The 19,604-nt window shown below is 50.4% G+C and carries 18 protein-coding genes; 5 read left to right on the plus strand and 13 right to left on the minus strand.

From position 1 onward, the window contains the following. Window positions 1–2: 2 nt before the first annotated feature. From nusB to yajC, 8 genes are all read right to left on the minus strand, one after another. Window positions 3–422 carry a transcription antitermination factor NusB gene (gene nusB, locus FM042_RS10630; protein ID WP_143236426.1) on the minus strand — a complete coding sequence of 140 codons (420 nt, stop codon included), beginning with the start codon at window positions 420–422 and terminating at the stop codon, window positions 3–5. Between the two features lie 11 nt (window positions 423–433). Further along, window positions 434–898 (minus strand): 6,7-dimethyl-8-ribityllumazine synthase, encoded by a 465-nt coding sequence (ribH, locus tag FM042_RS10635; protein WP_143236427.1) that lies wholly within the window; start codon window positions 896–898, stop codon window positions 434–436. A gap of 100 nt (window positions 899–998) precedes the next feature. Continuing rightward, window positions 999–1,589 carry a 1-acyl-sn-glycerol-3-phosphate acyltransferase gene (locus FM042_RS10640; RefSeq protein WP_232366428.1) on the minus strand — a complete coding sequence of 197 codons (591 nt, stop codon included), beginning with the start codon at window positions 1,587–1,589 and terminating at the stop codon, window positions 999–1,001. Further along, on the minus strand, window positions 1,586–2,434 hold the full coding sequence (locus FM042_RS10645; protein ID WP_143236428.1) for a DUF3014 domain-containing protein: 849 nt from the start codon (window positions 2,432–2,434) through the stop codon (window positions 1,586–1,588). The genes FM042_RS10640 and FM042_RS10645 overlap by 4 nt, the downstream gene beginning before the upstream one ends. Window positions 2,435–2,452: 18 nt before the next feature. Beyond that, window positions 2,453–3,229, minus strand: a complete 777-nt coding sequence (gene yaaA / locus FM042_RS10650; RefSeq protein WP_143236429.1) for a peroxide stress protein YaaA — start codon at window positions 3,227–3,229, stop codon at window positions 2,453–2,455. Between the two features lie 176 nt (window positions 3,230–3,405). Continuing rightward, entirely contained in the window at window positions 3,406–4,359 is a 954-nt protein-coding gene (gene secF / locus FM042_RS10655; protein WP_143236430.1) for a protein translocase subunit SecF, read from the minus strand. 13 nt (window positions 4,360–4,372) lie between these two features. Further along, window positions 4,373–6,229 (minus strand): protein translocase subunit SecD, encoded by a 1,857-nt coding sequence (secD, locus tag FM042_RS10660; protein WP_143236431.1) that lies wholly within the window; start codon window positions 6,227–6,229, stop codon window positions 4,373–4,375. Window positions 6,230–6,284: 55 nt separating this feature from the next. Further along, window positions 6,285–6,617, minus strand: a complete 333-nt coding sequence (gene yajC, locus FM042_RS10665; protein WP_143236432.1) for a preprotein translocase subunit YajC — start codon at window positions 6,615–6,617, stop codon at window positions 6,285–6,287. 252 nt (window positions 6,618–6,869) lie between these two features. On the opposite strand from yajC, the gene FM042_RS10670 reads away from it, so the two are divergent. Then, window positions 6,870–7,478, plus strand: coding sequence for a trimeric intracellular cation channel family protein (locus FM042_RS10670; protein WP_143236433.1), 609 nt, complete (start codon window positions 6,870–6,872; stop codon window positions 7,476–7,478). A 671-nt stretch (window positions 7,479–8,149) separates the two neighbouring features. Here the strand turns inward: FM042_RS10670 and FM042_RS10675 are convergent. The 3 genes from FM042_RS10675 to hemH are packed head-to-tail and all read right to left on the minus strand — an operon-like array spanning window position 8,150 to window position 11,566. After that, a complete protein-coding gene (locus FM042_RS10675; RefSeq protein WP_143236434.1) occupies window positions 8,150–9,919 on the minus strand; it encodes a TIGR03545 family protein in 1,770 nt (589 codons plus the stop codon). Beyond that, window positions 9,919–10,440 (minus strand): TIGR03546 family protein, encoded by a 522-nt coding sequence (locus FM042_RS10680; protein WP_143236435.1) that lies wholly within the window; start codon window positions 10,438–10,440, stop codon window positions 9,919–9,921. The genes FM042_RS10675 and FM042_RS10680 overlap by 1 nt, the downstream gene beginning before the upstream one ends. Before the next feature lie 40 nt (window positions 10,441–10,480). Then, a complete protein-coding gene (gene hemH, locus FM042_RS10685) occupies window positions 10,481–11,566 on the minus strand; it encodes a ferrochelatase (protein ID WP_143236436.1) in 1,086 nt (361 codons plus the stop codon). Window positions 11,567–11,667: 101 nt separating this feature from the next. Here hemH and FM042_RS10690 point away from each other — a divergent pair, with 101 nt between their 5' ends. The 3 genes from FM042_RS10690 to FM042_RS10700 all read left to right on the plus strand — a co-directional run bounded on the left by FM042_RS10690 (window position 11,668) and on the right by FM042_RS10700 (window position 14,830). Next, window positions 11,668–13,131, plus strand: a complete 1,464-nt coding sequence (locus FM042_RS10690) for a RimK family protein (RefSeq protein WP_143236437.1) — start codon at window positions 11,668–11,670, stop codon at window positions 13,129–13,131. A 1-nt stretch (window position 13,132) separates the two neighbouring features. Continuing rightward, complete coding sequence (locus FM042_RS10695) at window positions 13,133–13,591, plus strand: GNAT family N-acetyltransferase (protein WP_185960779.1); 459 nt, start codon at window positions 13,133–13,135, stop codon at window positions 13,589–13,591. Window positions 13,592–13,669: 78 nt separating this feature from the next. Then, complete coding sequence (locus FM042_RS10700) at window positions 13,670–14,830, plus strand: iron-containing alcohol dehydrogenase (RefSeq protein WP_143236439.1); 1,161 nt, start codon at window positions 13,670–13,672, stop codon at window positions 14,828–14,830. Between the two features lie 8 nt (window positions 14,831–14,838). Here the strand turns inward: FM042_RS10700 and FM042_RS10705 are convergent, their stop codons facing one another. Beyond that, window positions 14,839–15,903 carry a cysteine synthase A gene (locus tag FM042_RS10705; protein WP_143236440.1) on the minus strand — a complete coding sequence of 355 codons (1,065 nt, stop codon included), beginning with the start codon at window positions 15,901–15,903 and terminating at the stop codon, window positions 14,839–14,841. Between the two features lie 277 nt (window positions 15,904–16,180). Here FM042_RS10705 and FM042_RS10710 point away from each other — a divergent pair, with 277 nt between their 5' ends. After that, the gene (locus FM042_RS10710) at window positions 16,181–16,393 is read left to right on the plus strand and encodes a cold-shock protein (protein ID WP_143236441.1); all 213 of its coding nucleotides are present in this window, start codon (window positions 16,181–16,183) and stop codon (window positions 16,391–16,393) included. A gap of 53 nt (window positions 16,394–16,446) precedes the next feature. Here FM042_RS10710 and FM042_RS10715 read toward each other — a convergent pair whose 3' ends face one another. Beyond that, window positions 16,447–19,602 (minus strand): efflux RND transporter permease subunit, encoded by a 3,156-nt coding sequence (locus FM042_RS10715; protein WP_143236442.1) that lies wholly within the window; start codon window positions 19,600–19,602, stop codon window positions 16,447–16,449. Between the last annotated feature and the right edge of the window lie 2 nt (window positions 19,603–19,604).

Below are 19,604 nucleotides of genomic sequence, written 5' to 3' on the forward strand. Positions count from 1 at the left end.
GTTTACTGGCGAGCAGCCCGCAAACTATCAACGGCTTTGTCTAACACGCCATTGACAAAGCGATGTGAATCGTCGGCACCAAATGCCTTGGCCAGTTCAATGGCTTCGTTCATGACCACTTTATAGGGTACATCGAGGCGCCACTTAAGTTCATATGCGGATACCCGCAATATGGCGCGTTCGATCTGATCGAGGTCAACAAAAGGACGGTCAGTAAATGGCGTAAGTGCTTCGTCGAGCGTCGACACGCGGCTGGTTACGCCGCGCACTAAGTCGAGGAAGTAATCCACATCCACTTTAGACACGTCGTTTTCAGTTAAAAATTCAGCTTCGATATCCGCCACGCTATTGTGCGACAACTGCCATGAATACACAGCTTGAATAGCAAGACGACGGGCTTTCCGGCGGGCAGCAGGTTTCACAAAAGCACTCCTTATAACTGCTCGAGAACGTTCATCATTTCGAGCGCGCTCAAGGCGGCTTCTGCACCTTTATTGCCGTGTTTTACACCAGCGCGGTCAATGGCTTGCTCGTCGGTGTCGGTAGTAATCACACCAAAGGCCACAGGTACACCAGTATCCAGTGCGACTTGCGCGAGGCCTGAATTGGCTTGGCCGGCGACAAAATCAAAGTGCGGTGTACCACCACGGATAACAGCTCCGATTGCGATCACCGCATCGTAATCACCTGAGCTCGCCGCTTTTTTGGCTGTAATTGGTAATTCGTAGGCGCCTGGCACCCGTACTACCGTGATATCTGAGTCTTTGATTTGACCAATCCGAACCAAAGCATCGATAGCACCTTCAAGCAGCTTCTCAACGATAAAGCTGTTAAAGCGTGACACCACAATCGCAACTTTTTTACCCGGTGCTGCAACACCTGCTTCGATAACCTTCATGCAAAATCCTCAGAGCTTTTCAGTGGCACCAGCGGCCGATATATAATAGCCGCGAAGAATAGCACATTTTCCGTTAGATCGAGAAGTATAACACGCCGGGCTACTGCAATTCCGGGTGCTTACCTACGGCTTTTCCTGTAAACGCTTTGATTCGATCCAGTGCACCGTCGATATCGTCGGTAACCGTCATCGGCTCGGAAATATTAATGGTACGTGTTTTAAAGCAAAACGACACCGGCACCACCGGAATATGCGCATCCCGGGCAATGTGTAAAAAGCCTTTGCGCCATTCTGTCACCTTGCTGCGTGTTCCTTCCGGGGCCAAACACAATACCAGTTGATCACGGCGATGAAATTCATCCACCATTTGCGCTACCATGCCATGGGCACTGTCGCGTCGGATCGGAATGCCGCCGAGCCACAACAAAATGCCGCGCACCGGAAATACAAAAATGGAATACTTCCCTAAGAAACTTAAACGTAAGCCGAGGGCTAGCTTTACAAAGACCCCAACAAAAAAATCCCAGTTCGACGTATGCGGCGCAACTGGAATTATTGCTTTCGGGATATCCGGTAATGAGCCTTGAATGGTCCAGCCGCCGAGGGCTGTCATACCAACACGCCCTACCCAACGACTAAAACGGTTGCCACGAGTGGGCAACCGTTGCAACGAATTAGAATTTGGAATCACAAACGTCGTAACCTCGTACGAATCTCACGTAATTTCGTTTTTACCAGAACGCGGTTGTCTGGTCCAATACGAAGCATTTGTTTCTGCGCACCTGGCAAGCTTTCGAGCTCAGGATCCGCAAAGGTATACATCACTTGCTCATCGGATAGGGCCAATAATCCGGTAGGCTCTGGCGTATCTAAGACCACCTGAATGGCACTGAGTACGCGATCGCGGAAGCGTAAATTAGGATCCCCAAACTCTGCATAGGCCTGTTCAAATAGTGGCTCAAAACGCTGATACAACGCGACTATCGCATCCGTGTCCATGCTAATAAACCAGTTCACCATATCGTCGTAGCGCTGATAGCTGCGCTCATCGATGTACAGTTGGTGGTCTATTTCTTGCACCAAGAAACGCGATTCTGGCCCGTCGATAACAGCCGCCTCACGCACCACCACGCCGTTCGCAATATTATCGGTAAGCACCACGAGCTTACGCACAAGGTTTTCACCATCTAGTAACGCAGTGTTCAATGATTTCTCTTGGGCTTCATCGATCAATACGGCACTGGCGCTGTCTAGCTCCGGTAGTGGACGCTCAGGTTCAGGCTCCGGCTCTGGCTCAGGAATGGGTTCAGGTTCAGGCTCGGGCTCTGGCTCCGGTTCGGGTTCAGGCTCCGGCTCTGGCTCGGGTTCAGGCAACTCAATAGGGACCGGCTGCGGCTCCGGCTCTGGCGTGGTATCGCGTGTAAACCAAAGTACAATCGCGATAATTAACACAACGACGATGCCCCCAATCACCAAGGGGTTTACTTTTTTGTTAGTTTGCTCCGTTGCCGGATCGTGATCTGGATGATCAGCCATAGCCGCTCCTAAAATTAACTAACCAAGTTCTGCCCGCGTGAATACCAACTCTTTGTCGCTCGAAAGCTTACTTGAGAATTGGTAACCCTCTGCATTAAAAGACTTCAATTCTTCAATAGAGTTCGGCTTCTTTTCAATAATATAGCGTGCCATGAGGCCGCGTGCCTTCTTTGCGTAAAAACTTATCACCTTTAACTGGCCATTTTTGGTGTCTTTAAACACCGGTGTAATAACCGGGACCTTCAGTTTGCGTGGACGCACTGATTTAAAATACTCGTTCGAAGCCAAGTTGATCAATACATCGCTCTTGCTTTCTTGCGCCGCCACATTCAGTTTTTCGGTAATGCCATCGCCCCAGAATTCGTACAAGTCTTTACCACGTGGGTTTTTCAGCTTGGTGCCCATTTCTAGGCGATATGGCTGCATCAAATCAAGAGGCTTTAACACACCGTAGAGACCAGAAAGTATGCGCATGTGTTGTTGCCCCCATTTCCAATCTTTCGCAGGAAGGCTCTTGGCATCTAACCCCGTATACACATCGCCATTAAAGGCAAATACAGCTTGCTTTGCGTTCCCCGTCGTAAACGGCGTTTTCCATTCGGTAAAGCGCGCGGCGTTTAAGCCTGCAAGTTTATCGCTAATGTTCATCAGCGACGATAAATCTTGGGGAGAGAGTTGTTTGCAGACTTTTACCAAGGATGCTGCTTCGTCGAGCAATTCAGGTTGACTGAAATCATCCGTGGGTACAGGAGATTCATAATCCAAATTCTTTGCTGGAGACACTACAAATAACATGGTTTGTTTTACCTCGCTTTATCGGGAGATTGAAAAACAACTCTGCACGATCTGTCGGTTTTGTGACCGTTCAACAAGTACATACCTCGTTTTACTCTAAAAAGACTACCACAGATGCTATAAAAAAGCCCCTGACCTCGCGGACAGGGGCTCGATTAGTGCAATCGGATCTTGTGTTACATCACAGGATCTTGATCCTCGCCTTCTTTCTCTACTTCAGGCGGCATCAAATCTTCCCGTGAGATGCCAAGCGCAAGCACCAAAGTGCTGCGGGTGAAGATCGAAGAGTACGTACCCACGACCACACCAATCGACATCGCGACCGCGAAGCCAAAGATCATTTGGCCACCAAAAAGCATCAGAACCACAAGAACCATTAAGGTGGTTAATGACGTGACCATGGTACGGCTTAAGGTTTGACTCAAGGAAATATCAATGACATCAACCGGGGTTGCCTTACGCATAATCCTGAAGTTTTCCCGGATCCTATCCGCGACCACGATACTATCGTTCAAGGAGTAACCTATGGTAGCAAGCAATGCAGCCAAGATGGTCAGGTCGATCTGCATTTGAAACAACGCAAATATCCCGAGAATCAAGATTACATCTTGCACCAAACCGGCAACCGCTGAGAGTGCTAAACGCCACTCAAACCGGAAAGATACGTAGATCAAGATACAGATCACGGCCACAATCAGTGCTAAGCCACCCGCTTCGGCAAGTTCTTCCCCGACTTGTGGGCCTACAAACTCAACACGGCGAATCTGCAGATCCGGATCCACGTTGGTTTGCAAAATGCCTAACAAGCTATCGCCTATTGATTCTGCATTGGCTTCACCGCGAGGCGGTACACGAACGAGCACATCGCGCTGAGTGCCGTAGTTTTGCACCACCGCATCGCCGTAGTCGTTCGCTTCCAGCACCTGCCGTAGTTCAGCCAGATCCGCCGGTTGGCTAAAGCCTACTTCCACCAAAGTACCGCCGGTGAAATCTAGGCCCCAATTCAGCTTGTTGATTGCCACTGTTGCCAGTGACGCCACGATCAAAATAATACTCAGTGCGGTTGTCCATTTGTTAATGGACATAAAGCGCAACGGATTGTTTTCATCGACTTTAGTAATTAAAAACATTCTGATGCACCCCTTAAATCGACAACTTGGTGAGACGCTTCTGACGTCCCCAAGCGAGATTTACTATGGCTCGAGTACCCACGATGGCTGTAAACATCGAGGTGACAATACCGATCGCGAGTGTAACCGCAAAGCCTTTAATCGACCCTGTACCCACCGCAAACAATATCAGTGCGGTGATCAGCGTGGTGATGTTGGCATCAGCAATGGTTGAGAACGCATTCTCGTAGCCTCGGGAAATAGCCTGCTGCGGACTTCGCCCGGCTAACAGTTCTTCCCGTATTCGCTCGAAGATAATCACGTTGGCGTCAACAGCCATACCCACGGTAAGGAGGATACCTGCCATACCAGGCATGGTGAGCGTTGCACCTGGAATCATCGACATCACACCAACAATCAATACCAAGTTGGTTAACAACGCAATGTTCGCGACCATGCCGAATTTGCGATAGTAGATGCCCATAAAGAACAGCACGAGAATAAAGCCAGCCATGATGGCGGTCATCCCTGCGCGTACGTTCTCAGCACCCAAGCTTGGACCAACGGTCCGCTCTTCAACGATCTGAATCGGTGCAATCAAGGCACCGGCCCGAAGTAATAGTGCTAAGTTCTGAGCATCTTGAATTGAGCCCACACCGGTAATTCGGAAGTTACTACCTAACACGGCCTGAATGGTGGCAACACTCACCACTTCTTCAACCCGTTCAAAGGCAATACGCCCTTCGTCTGTGATTTCACCGGTGGCAAGGAATTCGATAAATACCGTCGCCATAGGGCGACCGACATTGCCGCGAGTGGCCTGGGTCATCAAGCGACCACCGGCAGAGTCGAGGGTGATATTCACTTGCGGACGATTACTTTCATCGTAGCCCACGTTGGCATTCACAATGTGATCACCCGTGAGGATGACGCGGTTTTCAAGTAACTGTTGCCCACCACCACGCACATTAAACAAGCGGCTGCCAAAGGGAACACGCCCTGCAATCGCATCTTGTAAGTCGTTATCGGTATCCACAAAGCGGAATTCTAAGGTTGCGGTCGCACCCAAAATTTCTTTGGCGCGGGCCGTGTCTTGAACACCCGGTAACTCAACCACGATACGATCTTGACCCTGACGCTGAATCAGTGGCTCAGCCACACCCAGTTCGTCGACCCGGTTACGCAAGATAGTGATGTTCTGATCGATGGCATTCGCGCGGGTTTCCTGCAGGAATTGGTCGGTCATCACTAAGGTAATCGAGTTGGTGCTCGAATCGGTACGTGTTTCGTAGCCTTCGAACTGATTACGCAGTTCAGAAATCGCACTCTGGTAGTCCTCAGCGCTGCGCAAGGTAACCACGATATTGTTGCCTTCCGCTCGCACACCACCAGCGGTATAACGGATTCGCGCATCGCGTAAACGATCACGTACGCTATCGAGCATACTTTCACGCATCTTGCTCAGGGCTTCTTCCATATCCACTTCCATCAGGAAGTGAACACCGCCACGCAAGTCGAGACCTAGCTTTAATGGTTCACCACCAATGGATGATAACCAGTTCGGCGTTGCCGGAGCGAGGTTCAGTGCCACGATGTACTGGCTGCCCAATTCACTCACTAAGAGTTCCCGAGCGGCCAGTTGATCATCGTCAGACTCAAGACGTACCAGCACTTGGCCGTTTTCGTACGTCATACCACGTGTGGCTATACCCGCTTGCCCGAGTGTCCGCTCTACTTGAGAGAGGGTATCCATGGTGACTTCACCACCGCGGGTTCCAGAAATCTGAACCGCGTGGTCTTCACCATATAAATTTGGAAGTGCATACAATGCGCCAAAAAACACAATGAATAGCACTAACAAATTTTTCCATAACGGAAATTTGTTTAACACAAGTCCGTCCTTTCGTTATTCGCTAAAATGAATACTTCAAACGCTTTGCGAAGTATTAAAGAGTTTTGATACTACCCTTCGGCAACACAGCTGCAACAGCGGCTTTTTGCACGGTTACTTCAACAGTATCGGTAAGCGCGATAACCATAAAATCGCTGTCTTCACCAACTTTGCTGATGCGGCCTACCAAACCACCTTGTACCAATACTTCATCGCCTTTCTGCAAGCTAGAAACCAATGTTTTATGCTCTTTTACGCGCTTGGCTTGCGGACGGTAAATCAAGAAATAGAAAATAAGACCAAACAGGGCCAGCATGATAATCAAAGATGCTGTACCACCTTCCTGTCCGCCTTGTTGTGCATACGCATTAGCAATAAAGAATTCCATTACACTTCCCCTTTAAATACATCAGCCCGCAGGCTTGAAATTTGAATCACTTCGATGAAATAAACGCCGTATTGTAACCGAACCGAGCGCGAAGCGAAATGCTTGCAACAGCAGGGCATCGCATCGATGCCGAATCATATCGCAGAACTTGTGATATGCGGCCCCAAAATTACAAATGCAAGGGAGCCACACTTCTTTTTTGTGAAACGAAGTGCCACACTGTCAGAATTGAAAGGGAAACAAGGTGAACCCATGACGCAATGGTTCTATATCGCTGATCTTGCAGGTGTTGCTGTATTCGCAATTGCCGGAACCCTGCTCGCGTTCCGTAAGCAAATGGATGGATTTGGTGTAGTTGTGCTCGCCTCGGTCACGGCTATTGGCGGCGGCACTACCCGAGATTTAATTCTCGATGTGCCGGTGTTTTGGTTGCATGACCCCACTTACTTTCTGGTGATATTAATTGCCGCCATGGGCACTATTATGTGGCTGCGCTTTAAAGCCTACATACCATTAAATCGTTTGCTGATTGCCGATGCTTTAGGCATTGCATTCTTTACCGTACTCGGCGCGGAGAAGGCTTTAAATGCAGGCATGAGCCCAGTAATCGCCGTGATTATGGGCACCATGACCGCAGTATTTGGGGGGATGTTACGGGATGTATTGGCGCGCGATATCCCCTTGGTGCTAAAAAGTGAGCTATATGCCACCACGTGTATTGCCGGTGCCATTGTATTCGTAATAATTCAACCCTATAGCCCCAACATCGGCATGGCCGCCGCGATGATCACCACCCTCGCATTGCGCCTCGGAGCCATCCGCTACCACTGGTCCCTAACCGTCTTTAAAGAACACCGCTAACCGAGTTCTGGCTTGTCAGAAAGCCTCTATGGCGGCGTTATAATTAAAGCTCAATCGGTCACATACCATTAAGGTATGCTCCCTCAATCGCTTCAATTATGCCTTGCCCTAGAGGTTTCTGCCTGCGCTTCGGGTTTGTCTGATATCGGCTCGGGCTAACGCGGTGCGTTGGGTACGATTGTCCCGGGGGAGAGATTGGCTACGTGAGGGTGTCTGCCGCAGGGATGCGGCAGCCAAGCCTATAGGGACATATTCACGGCGTCCCTCACGGGGCCAACTCTTCCTCTGGACCTTTAGCGGCCCCAGGCCAACGCGGTGCGTTGGGTACGATTGTCCCGGGGGAGAGATTGGCTACGTGAGGGTGTCTGCCGCAGGGATGCTGCAGCCAAGCCTATAGGGACATATTCACGGCGCCCCTCACGGGGCCAACTCTTCCTCTGGGCCTTTAGCGACCCTGGGCCAACGCGGTGCGTTGGGTACAGTCATTGCTGAACCGAAAGCGCAGCTAGTGGTGATGCCGGACAAGCCAGCCCCACCAAACTAGAAGCGCAGGCAGAAACTTCGAGAGCAAGGCATAATCAGGCCGATTGAGGGAGCATACCTTGATGGTATGTGACCGATTGAGGCCTGATTATAACGCAGCTATCGGAGCTTTCTGACAAGCCAGAGAGCTAGCCGCCTATGCGTCGGCGGAGACTATCCCTTAGCCGATCTTCAAGCTGTTCACCAATACTAAGCTCACTACCATCAACCGACAGCAACTCTTCTAACAACCCGTTCTGCTCTCGCGCTTGATCTCGCAAACCAACAAACTGCTGCAAGCGTGGTTCCCAAGTACTGGTAATGCCCGCAACTTGTTGCTCCAAATCCGCGCGCACGCTGCTCAATTGCGCATCCGCTTCTTGGCGCAACGCACTGGTTAACAACTGCTGCAATTGGTTATCTAAATCTGAACGTAAGCGTAATGCCGGTTGCCCCATAGGACCATCCACGCTCAGATTCATATCAAAGGCGTTCACCTGTGAAATCACATCACTTAGAATACGAGCCCACCGTGCTTCGCCATCCAAACGCATATCCACATCTTGCATGCGAATCAAACCGCTACCATCTAGGCGCCCTTCACGAACCCCCAAACGACCTTCGGAATTCAGCACAGCACCCAGTAAGCGAGCGCTTACCCCTTCTTGATCTAACAGCGACTGTTCCATCAGGTTGACCCCTCGAACGCGCCAGTTTTGATGACCACTAAAGCCGCGCAATTCCGATAGGGCAAATTCACCGTCGAAACGTAATTCATTCCACCACTGCGTCGCCGATGAGCTTGCTTCAAAAGTAGTCGGAGCGCCATCAATACGATCATGTTGCCAGGTAATATTCTGCCAACTCGTCATAACATCCACGTCTTGGATCCGAATACTAATCCCCGCGCGATCGACGAGAAATGTAGGTCGGCTCTGGCGGTCAAAATCGATATAGCGACCATGCCAGCGATTAGGGCGCTGTTCCTGATCTTCAGCCCGTTGCAACATCGGGCCAATCACGTCAAACGCCATAAACGCATATCGGCTCCATTGCTCTACTCGAGGGCCAAACAGCACGCCACTCAATTCCGACATACTGTCTTGGTCAAAGCTCAGCAGCTGACGAATTCGAGCCAAATCACGGCTTGGCGCTTCTCGCAGCGCGGTTAAATCTTCTCGCATCACCTGCACTGCTTGTTCGCTGGTGCTGACGAAGGTTTGTACATGATTGCGGTCAGCCCGAATATCCGATTTCAACTCGTCTAGTCGCTCACGGAGTGCCACTAATTCTTGCGGCGTACGCGGGCGCGTTTCGGTAATTTCGGCCATGCGTTCACGGTAACCGTCGATACGCTCCCGTGATGGCAGGTTTTCTCGGGCAGTTTCAATCTGGGTGCGATGCTGTTCGAAATCTTGCTCGATGCGAGTGACCAATTCTGGCGTGCGTATTTCACTGCGCGCCAGCACCTCATCCAACGACGGAATATCAATATTTAGGTCGGCTAGGATTTGCTGCCAATCGATCGGATCGCTCTCGCGCTGATAATCCGCACGGACACGGCCGGGGCTCGCCCGCTCCACGCCCATGGCCACACCAGAGAGTTCCAGCTCATGGATATGAACCCGCCCGATCAAGGCATCCCAAGGATTAAATTCAGCATGGGCCCGCATGGCTTGTACCCGATTCAGTTCAGGTTGGTCGGGATCCGTTACTTCAATCCCCTGTAGAGTTAAACTAAATGGACTCCAACGGACTACCGCTTGTTCAATGTTTACTTCGGCACCATTTGCATAGGTGAGTCCATACTCAAGACCGCCCTTCAGTAAGGGCCCAGCAAACATACGAATAACAACCGCAACACCCACCACAATAACGAGAAACGCAATGAGGCCGGGCCAACGAATAATATTCTTCATTAGTAGCCTCCCCGTAATCCGCTCACTCTCTCGTAGGCAGCGAAAAATTTTGTGCTCTTCACAATCTGAACAAGGCGCAGTTTACCAAACCACACCATCACCCGACCCCGATACATCAGAATAAGACGATGAGATAGCAGCAACCAAATGGGGGCAAACAACACACAAAAAACAAAGCTACCGAGGGTGATGGTTTGGTTGTATTGGAACAAGCGAGCCAACGGAATTTCATACAAAGTGACCCATAACCCTTCCAGCGAGGAGGCTGCTAGCAGGCTTTCGCCAATAAAATTAAACATGGGGTCGAGCAGATAGGCAATACCGGAGAACACTGCGAATGCCAAAATAAATCCGGTCAGGTTAATTCGGAACGACAGAGCGAAAAAGAGAATAAAAATATTATGCAGGCTAAACAAAGGGGTTAACCCCATAAACATCCCTAACACAAAGGCCCAAGCGAGGGCCCATGGGCTAGATTCAGCGTTCAATGCTTTTAACAAGCGCGCGAGCATGGTCAACATTGCACTCTCCTTTTTGGTGCGCCGAACATTATTCTATGATTTACAGCTTAGCACCGAGCGCCTTCGCTCGCGCTGCTGTTTGCGCACTTTTTTCAAGGTTTCCTGCTTGCCAACCATGTAATTGATTCTGAACCATGCGTGCAATCACCTGAATATGTTCTGCATCGGCATTTAAGCAAGGAATATATTCGTAACGCTCTCCCCCCGCCTCCATAAAATACTCGCGGTTTTCTTCACCGATTTCTTCAATGGTTTCTAGGCAATCGGATGAAAACCCAGGGCACACCACCTGAATGGCTTTCACGCCTTGGCCAGGAAAGGCCTTAAAGGTTTCATCAGTATAAGGCTTTAACCATTCTTCGCGACCAAATCGCGATTGAAAGGTGGTGATGTATTCATCACTGGATAAACCGAGCTGTTCTGCCACCAATCGTGATGTTTTATAGCATTGGCAGTGGTACGGGTCACCGTTGAGTAAATAGCGCTTGGGTACACCGTGATATGAGAAAACGAGTTTATCGGCACGCCCATGTGACTCCCAATGGGCTTTGATTTTATTCGCCACCGCCTGAATAAACTCAGGCTCATCATGGTAACTCGTTTTAAAGCGTAGATCTGGAAGCCAACGTCGCTTAGTAAAGTCCGCGGCAATTGCATCAAAGGTGGACCCCGTAGTGGAACCGGAATACTGCGGATATAAAGGCAGCACAACGAGTTTGGTAACGCCCTGCTGCATAAGCTTCTCAAGCGCACTGGCGATGGACGGATTGCCATAACGCATGCCAAACTCAACAACCACGTCGTCGCCCCAAGTTTTTTGTAGTTCGGTGCGCACCGCTTCGGTTTGCTGCTGGGTGTAGATTAGCAGGGGCGAACCTTGATCTGTCCACACTGTCTGATAGGCTTTAGCTGAGCGACTCGGACGAATTCGCAAAATCACGCCATGTAAAATGACTTTCCACAGGATTTTTGGCACTTCGACGACCCGGGGATCCGATAAGAACTCTGCTAAGTATTTTCGCAATGCCTTCGGCGTTGCAGCATCCGGTGTTCCTAAGTTGGTGAGAAGAACACCCACTTTTGCAACCTGACTATGCGTAAACTTTGGAGATCCTTGATATTTCATACTATATATTCCTGTAGAAACGCTTGCTTATTAACATAAATTAAGCGATAAATTCGGCGCATCCGGCCCCGTTCAATGGGCTATCGACCACAAGGCTATCTATGCACAACACACCGGTTATTATCCTCGACGATCTGAGCGATTGGCAGCCCTATCACCCTAGCCAAGCTATCGTGAGTGCCGCTGATTATATTCAAAATATCAGCAAGCATCGTGGGCCTATTATCAATCTATGTGGCGATCTTTCCTATTTATCCACTGGCTACTATGTATCCTTGCTCGCGGAAGCCCGAAAGCAACGGGCCTTGCCATCGGTGTCAGCGATCAACGATCTCGCGAATCTGTCCCATTATCAACTGTTTCTCAACGATCACAGTAAACTGTTAAATCGATTTGTATCCCATCATCAAACCGGTGACAGCAAACGCGTGCGCTTGCTTATCTGCTTTGGGCGCACCTTGCATACTGAACTCGAAGAACTTGCCCGTCGCCTGTTTGAAGCTTATCCCTGTCCGATATTAGACGTTGAGTTTATTCACGAAGGTCGTTGGCACTTGAATGCAATACGTAATCGAGCGCTTTCAGATCTCAACGACGACGAACAAACCTTGTTTGGCGAATCCTTGGAATATTTCAGCAAACGAGTGTGGCGCAAGGCTCGTAGTCGTAAAGAATACAGCTACGATCTGGCGATTTTGCATGACCCTGATGAGAAAATTCCCACCAGCGATAAAAAAGCACTGCAAAAGTTTATTCGCGCCGCCCGTGAAAACGATATGGACGCGGAGCTAATCACGAAAGCTGATTTTAACCGCTTGCTCGAGTTTGACGCATTGTTTATTCGGGAAACTACACGGATCAACCATTATACCTATCACTTTGCCAAAAAGGCGGAAGCGAACGGATTAGTGGTGATTGACCACCCCGACTCCATTTTACGCTGTGCCAACAAAGTGTTTCTCAATGAAATGCTGGAGAAAAACAAAATACCACGCCCCCGCACTGAACTTCTCGTGATGGGCGACTCCATCGATTATACGGCGATTGGCGAGCGCTTCGGTTATCCAGTGGTATTGAAGATCCCTGATGGCTCCTTCTCGATTGGTGTTGAGAAAGCAAAAAACCCGGAAGAGTTTGAACGGGTCGCCAATGAGCTATTCAAAACGTCCACCATATTGCTTGTGCAAGAGTTCTTACCCACGGATTTCGATTGGCGCATCGGTGTTCTGAATAACCGCGCCATTTATGCTTGTAAATACTTTATGGCCCGCAACCATTGGCAGATTTACAACCACAGCAGTGAAACCAGTCGCGGCAAGAGCGGCTCCTATGCCTGTTACGGGGTGCATCAGATTCCAAAAGAAATCGTGAAAGTTGCCTTACAGGCGACGCGATTAGTGGGTGATGGCCTCTATGGCGTGGATATTAAAGAAACTAAAAATGGCCCGGTGATTATCGAAATCAACGACAATCCATCCATTGATAGCGGTGTCGAAGATGAATACTTAGGCGACGAACTGTATCGCATTATTATGGCGGACTTTGTGCGCCGCATTGATGACTAACATGGGAATTATGGTTCGGCGTGGGCGCCCTGAAGATGCCAAAACACTTGCAACGCTTGAACAGCGCTGCTTTAGCTATGACCAAATCGGGCTGCGCTCATTTCGTCATTTATTAAAACAAGCCCGCTGTTTTGTGTGGGTCGCCTTCGATGGCGTTCACATTGTTGGCTATTGCATTGTTCTAAAGCGCAAAAATAGCCGTAAGTGGCGTTTATACTCCCTTGCTACGGCACCGGAAGCACGCGGTAAAGGCGTGGCAAGAGCACTGATGGAAGCAGTAGAAACCCAAGCGGTGATCGACCGGGCGGCGCTCATTCGTTTAGAAGTGAAAACCGACAACCAAGCGGCAATTGATTTATATCGCAAGCTGGATTTTGAAGTGATCGACCTGCTGCCTGAATACTACGACGACGGCAGCGACGGCTATCGCTTGCAGCGAACCCTCAATCCTCATCTTTAGAAAGCACTGATCAGTTGGCGTTCGCCTTCCGTATCCTCTACCCTAATCCTGATTTCATCAGCAATTTGTGGAGTACCGATGAACAATTTTAGTTTCTACAATCCCACCAAGATTATTTTTGGCGAAGGCCAAATCGCTAGCATTGCTAAAGAGATTCCCGTGGAAGCCCGGGTGATGCTTGCCTACGGGGGCGGAAGTATCAAAAATAATGGCGTGTACGATCAAGTAATTGATGCCTTAGGCGAGCGCATTGTCTGTGAGTTCTCCGGAATTGAAGCCAACCCCGAATTCGACACCCTGTGTCGTGCTGCTGATGCAGTGAATGAACACCGCATCACCTTTATTCTCGCCGTTGGCGGTGGCTCTGTGATTGACGGGGTAAAATTTATTGCCGCCGCTGCGCAATACAACGGTGACCGCTGGGATATTCTCACCAAAGGCGGCAAAGTGATTCAATCCGCGGTGCCTTTTGGCAGCGTGCTTACGCTCCCTGCCACGGGTTCTGAAATGAACTCAGGCTCCGTAGTGACGCGCTCTGCAATGAAAGCGAAACTTCCCTTTGGGAGCCCCCATGTATATCCACAGTTTTCTGTGTTGGATCCTGTTACCACCTATAGCTTGCCGATTCGTCAGGTGATTAACGGCGTGATCGATCCCTTTACTCATGTAATGGAGCAGTACCTGACCTACCCGGTGGGTGCACACCTGCAAGATCGCCTTGCCGAAGCGATCTTAAAAACCCTGATTGAACTCGGGCCCGAAACCCTCGCGCAACCGAAAAACTATGAAGTACGCGCCAATGTGATGTGGTGTGCCACTATGGCCCTCAATGGTTTGATTGGTTCAGGAGTGCCACAGGATTGGTCGACCCACATGATTGGTCACGAGCTCACTGCATTGTATGGGTTGGATCATGCGCAAACCCTCGCGGTTGTGCTGCCCGCAAACTTGCGGGTACGCAAAGCCGATAAGCTACCTAAGTTAGTGCAATACGCAGAACGTGTGTGGGGTATTACCGAAGGGAGCGATGAAGAGCGTGCGGAAGCAGCTATTACCCGCACCGAGGAATTCTTCAGAAACCTCGGCGCTGGCACCCGCATTGAAGATTACGATCTCAGCGCCGATGTGATTGACGTGATCATTAAGCAGCTCGAATCTCACGGCATGGTTAAACTCGGTGAACATCGCGATGTGACCCCCGAGGTGAGCCGCAAGATTCTTGAAACCGCTTTGCGTTAATCTAACTGTTACGAACGCGTTACCTGCAAGATGCGATCCCCGCTCTTGCGGTAGCGCGCCATTACATCGGTGATCGGTTCCGGCGTTGGATCCAATCCTCGCTCCTGCAAATAGTTTGCATTGTAGAGTTTCGATGCACTGCGCTCGCCAAGATCACAAGCAAAAGTCACAATGGTTTTTCCCGGTGCTCGGTGCAAGGCTGCAAAAAACGCCGCAGCGACATTGAGTGCAGAGCTACTTCCCAAGACAATACCGTCTTGTTCACGCACATAGCGTGAAATGGCAATCAGATCCTGATCCGGCAGGTTAATCGCATAATCGATCTTGGCTTGTTTGAAGTTCTCCACCAATCGCATAATGCCGATGCCTTCGGTCATGGAGCTTCCCGACGACACAAATTCTCCCGTGCGCAAAAATTCATAACTGCCAGACCCATCCGGATCCGCTAACCACACTTCAATCTCTGGATTTTGCTCTTTAAGATACCGCGAGTTTCCGCCAATGGTCCCGCCGGTACCAGATACCGACACCAAAATATCCACCCTGCCTTGGGTTTGTTGCCATATTTCTGGCCCCGTGTGCAGATAATGGGCTTTCAGGTTACTGGTGTTTTCAAACTGATTCGCCCACCAGTAATTTGGATTCTCTTCGGCGATGCGCCGGGCCGTATGATAAAAATGATTTGGATCTTTGAAGGGCACGGGGGGCACGGCTTTTAGTTGTGCTCCATGCATTTCAATCATGCGGGTTTTTTCTGGGGTTTGATCGTTCGGCATTACCACCAGCAAATCAAAGCCAAGAGATTTCGCCACAATAGCCAGGCCGATGCCGGTGTTACCCGCAGTACCTTCGACAATGGTCATTCCCGGCTTGAGGTCACCGCGCGCTATGGCATCTTCAACCAGCTGCAAAGCAGCGCGATCTTTAATTGAGCCGCCGGGGTTCTGGTGCTCGCATTTCACATAAATAGCGGAGCCCGTTAAAGCCGATAACGATTCAATTTTTAGCAAGTCGGTGCGACCAATCAGCTCTGATTGGCGTGCAGCAACTCGACCATAGTCAGTTTTATCCATCTGCAACATCCATTAGTTAGCTCTCACGCCACTATACCCAATCTCAGTGGCAATTGCTGATAATCAATCGCTATATCAAAGAATGATTAAAAATATTCGCAAGCATAAAATCGCCCATGTATACTGACTTTGCTTAAGTATCATGTGTATTTTGCTGCTTGAACGATACCCTCCTTGGAAGCGCTCGTCCCTGCCTCAAAACACCCTTGATTCGAAGCACATTTAGTTCGCTAACTAAGGTTAGCTGTTTCACATTGTAATAAAGTTAGGAAAGACTATGTCTGATATCGTTACGGGTACCGTGAAGTGGTTCAATGAATCAAAAGGTTTTGGGTTTCTAGAGCGCGAAGGCGGCCCGGATGTATTTGTTCATTTCAGCGCCATCACAGGTTCTGGTTTCCGTACTCTGACTGAAGGTCAGAAGGTACAGTTCACCATCACCCAAGGCCAGAAAGGCCCACAAGCTGAGAACGTCACAGCGGTAGACTAAGGGATTCCCTGAGTCACACATAAATTTCAATGGCCAGCCCAACGCTGGCCATTTTATTTTGTGTTTTGTGCTGTACCGCCGGTCATCCACCCCACCATCCGCTCTGCCGCTTGATTGATGATCATATAGAAGGCTGGAACCACGAAAAGCGTTAGCAGCATCGCACTTAGCAAGCCACCTACCACCGTCAGCGCTAACGGATGCATAATCTCTGCACCCTCGCCCACGCCGATGGCTAACGGTAACATGCCTAACACCGTGGTGAGGGTGGTCATTAAAATGGGTCTGAGACGCACACGCGCAGCTTCAAGTATGGCATCGATCATGTCCATCTTGACATCCCTTCGCGCAATTTCGATGTATTCCACCAGTAAGATCGCGTTGTTCACTACGATTCCAATTAGAAGCACCACACCAATAAGCACGGGGGCCGACAACGACGTTTGTGTGAGTGCCAAGAGCGATACCACACCAAAGAGTGCCAATGGAGCGGCGGTTAGAATCACCAATGGGTTGGTTAAGCGCTCATATTGAACGGCCATCACCACAAAGACCAAGAACAACGCTAAAATCACCACAACACGCAACTCGCGGTTGGTTTCCTGAATAGTTTCCCACTGCCCCGAGAAAATCAAACTGTACTGATCTGGTAACTCAAAGTCAGCCATACGGGCTTCCACTTCCGCCATGATTTGGCCGACATCCGCAACCGCTGTATTGATATCACCGTTCACCCGCACCACGCGGTTTTGGTTTTCCCGCTCGATGTGAGCCGGGCCTTCACCCAAGGAAAATTCTGCAACATCACGCAGCAATACAGGCTCCCCGTCGATACGATCCAGAATGAGGTTCCCTAAGGTTTCTTCATCAGCGACCTGGTGCCGTGGCAAGCGCACCCGCACATCGTATTCGTACTGACCATCACGGAAATACGAGGGCACCGCGCCATCCACGGCATTGCGCACCGCACGTCCAATTTCCGATACCCGTAAGCCGAGATCTGCCGCTCGCTCACGATCAACCAAGATACGCATTAATGGGCTTTGATCTTCACGACCTACCTCAACCCCTTCAAGGCCCGGAATACCTTGCAGCAAAGCGGCAATATCCCGCGCATATTCGCGCATATCCGCCAATTCATCGCCCACTACGCTGATGGAGAAATCCGCGCCACCGGGGCTGAATTGCAAGCCGCGAATAGCCGGTGGGCGCACACTAATTCGCGCCCCCGGTAAGTCCAAGGCATCTAATCGCTCTTGGGCTTCAGCTACCCATTGTCCCGCCGTCATATCCGGTCGTTGCCGTGCGGGTATTAATTGCACCCGAATATTACTGGTACCGGGCCTCTCGTTAATAATACCGCCGCCTAAATGACCACCGACCAAGGCAAACATGGTTTCCACGTGGGGCATATCCATAATGACCTGTTCAATTTCTCGTGCGGCTGCATCGGTTTCTGCCGGTGGTGTGCCGCTTGGCAGCACCATGCGAATACCCACGCCGCCATCATCCACTTGCGGTAAGAACTCGTTACCCAGTTCGCCGCCAATACGCATGATGCCGATGCCTGCAAGAATCGCGAGCACCACCACGCCGTAACGAAATTTCAGAACTGGCGCCAGCACTTTCACATAGCCTGCTTGTAGCTTCTCGATGCCTGCGCTAAATCCACGAATCAACAGGCTGCGTTCAAGACCACTTTGAAAACGAATACGCGCCAGCAATGCCGCCAACATAGGCACCAAGGTGAGAGCTGCGGCCAAGGTCGCTAAAATTGCGAAGGAAATTGTAAGAATGAGTTCACGGAAAATGAGCGAGGCATACCCGGTAATCAGTAAGAACGGCAATACCGCTGCTAAGTTGGTAAAAGTTCCGGCAGTGATCGCCGAGGTTACTTCCCGCGCGCCCTCATGAGCCGCTTCGTCGACTGGTTTGTTCAACTGCTTATGATGGCGGAATATGTTCTCGAGCATCACGATGGCGTTATCGAGTAACAGCCCCACCCCTAATGCTAAGCCACCTAGGCTGATTACATTGAGCGTCAGTCCACTGGCCCCCATTAAGGCAAAAGTAGCCATAATCGCTACGGGAATCGATAGCCCCACCACAAAGCTTTTGCGCAACGAGCCGAGGAACAAGAACACCATCATCATGGCCAACACACCGCCAAGAAGGGCGGCGGTTCCGACACTACTAATCGCGCCCCGGATGAAGTACACCGGGTCATCCACCGGTTGATAATCGATATCTTCAGGGAGGAAGCCACTGCGCTCTAACTGGGCCATCAGTTCCTGCACGCCCTCCACCACATCCACGGTATTGGCTTCCGGAAGTTTGGTAACACTGACCTGTACTGCAGGAATTCCGTTCAAACGCGAGAACAAACGCTGCTCACGGAAGCCATCGCGCACTTCCGCCACTTCGCTTAAGCGAATGCGCTGATCTGAGTTGGGTACTTGCAGCAAGAGATTCGCGACGTCGGCTTCAGATGTGAGCATGCCATCGGTTTTCGCCATCACATCAAAGGTGGTGGATGTCATCCAACCGGCAGCAATATCGATGTTTTCCGCAGCAAGTAGATCGATCACATCCTGCATGGTAAGGCCAAAGGCGCGCAAACGATGTTGATCAATGATCACTTCCATCTCGCGCTCTTGACCGCCCGCAACCTCGACACCGGCCACGCCATGGATCGCCACCAATTGCGGGGTAAGTTGATTTACCACCCAATCGCGCACGGCCACTTCGGAACGTACGGAAGAACTAAACCCTGCTTGCCAAACCGGGTCTTGCGAAGGATCGCGCTTATACAAACGGGGCGGTTCGCTATCACTGGGAAGTTGGGTACGGGCTAGCTCGAGAAGGCGACCCGCATCTTGGAGCGCCAAATCTAAGTTGGTGCCCAGCTCAAAATGCAGATTCACATTGGTGCGCCCTTCCGACGCCCGAGAATCAATCATCACCAGGTTTTCCACCGCAGCGAGGTTTCGCTCCAGCACCCGCGTGACTTGCTCTTCCATCACCTCCGGTGCTACCCCGGGATAGTTCACGGTAACGGTGATTTGCGGATATTCAATATGGGGCAGTAAATCCACCGGCAAGCGCTGCACAAAAAACAAGCCAAGCACGAGAATTACAGACGCCAAGGAGAGAGTGCCGATAGGACGGCGAATGGCTAAACTGCTGAGACCGGAATAGGTTTTTGCCATGG

Origin of the sequence: Aliidiomarina halalkaliphila (assembly GCF_007096385.1) — a bacterium.
In the GTDB taxonomy this organism is placed as follows: Bacteria; Pseudomonadota; Gammaproteobacteria; order Enterobacterales; family Alteromonadaceae; genus Aliidiomarina; species Aliidiomarina halalkaliphila.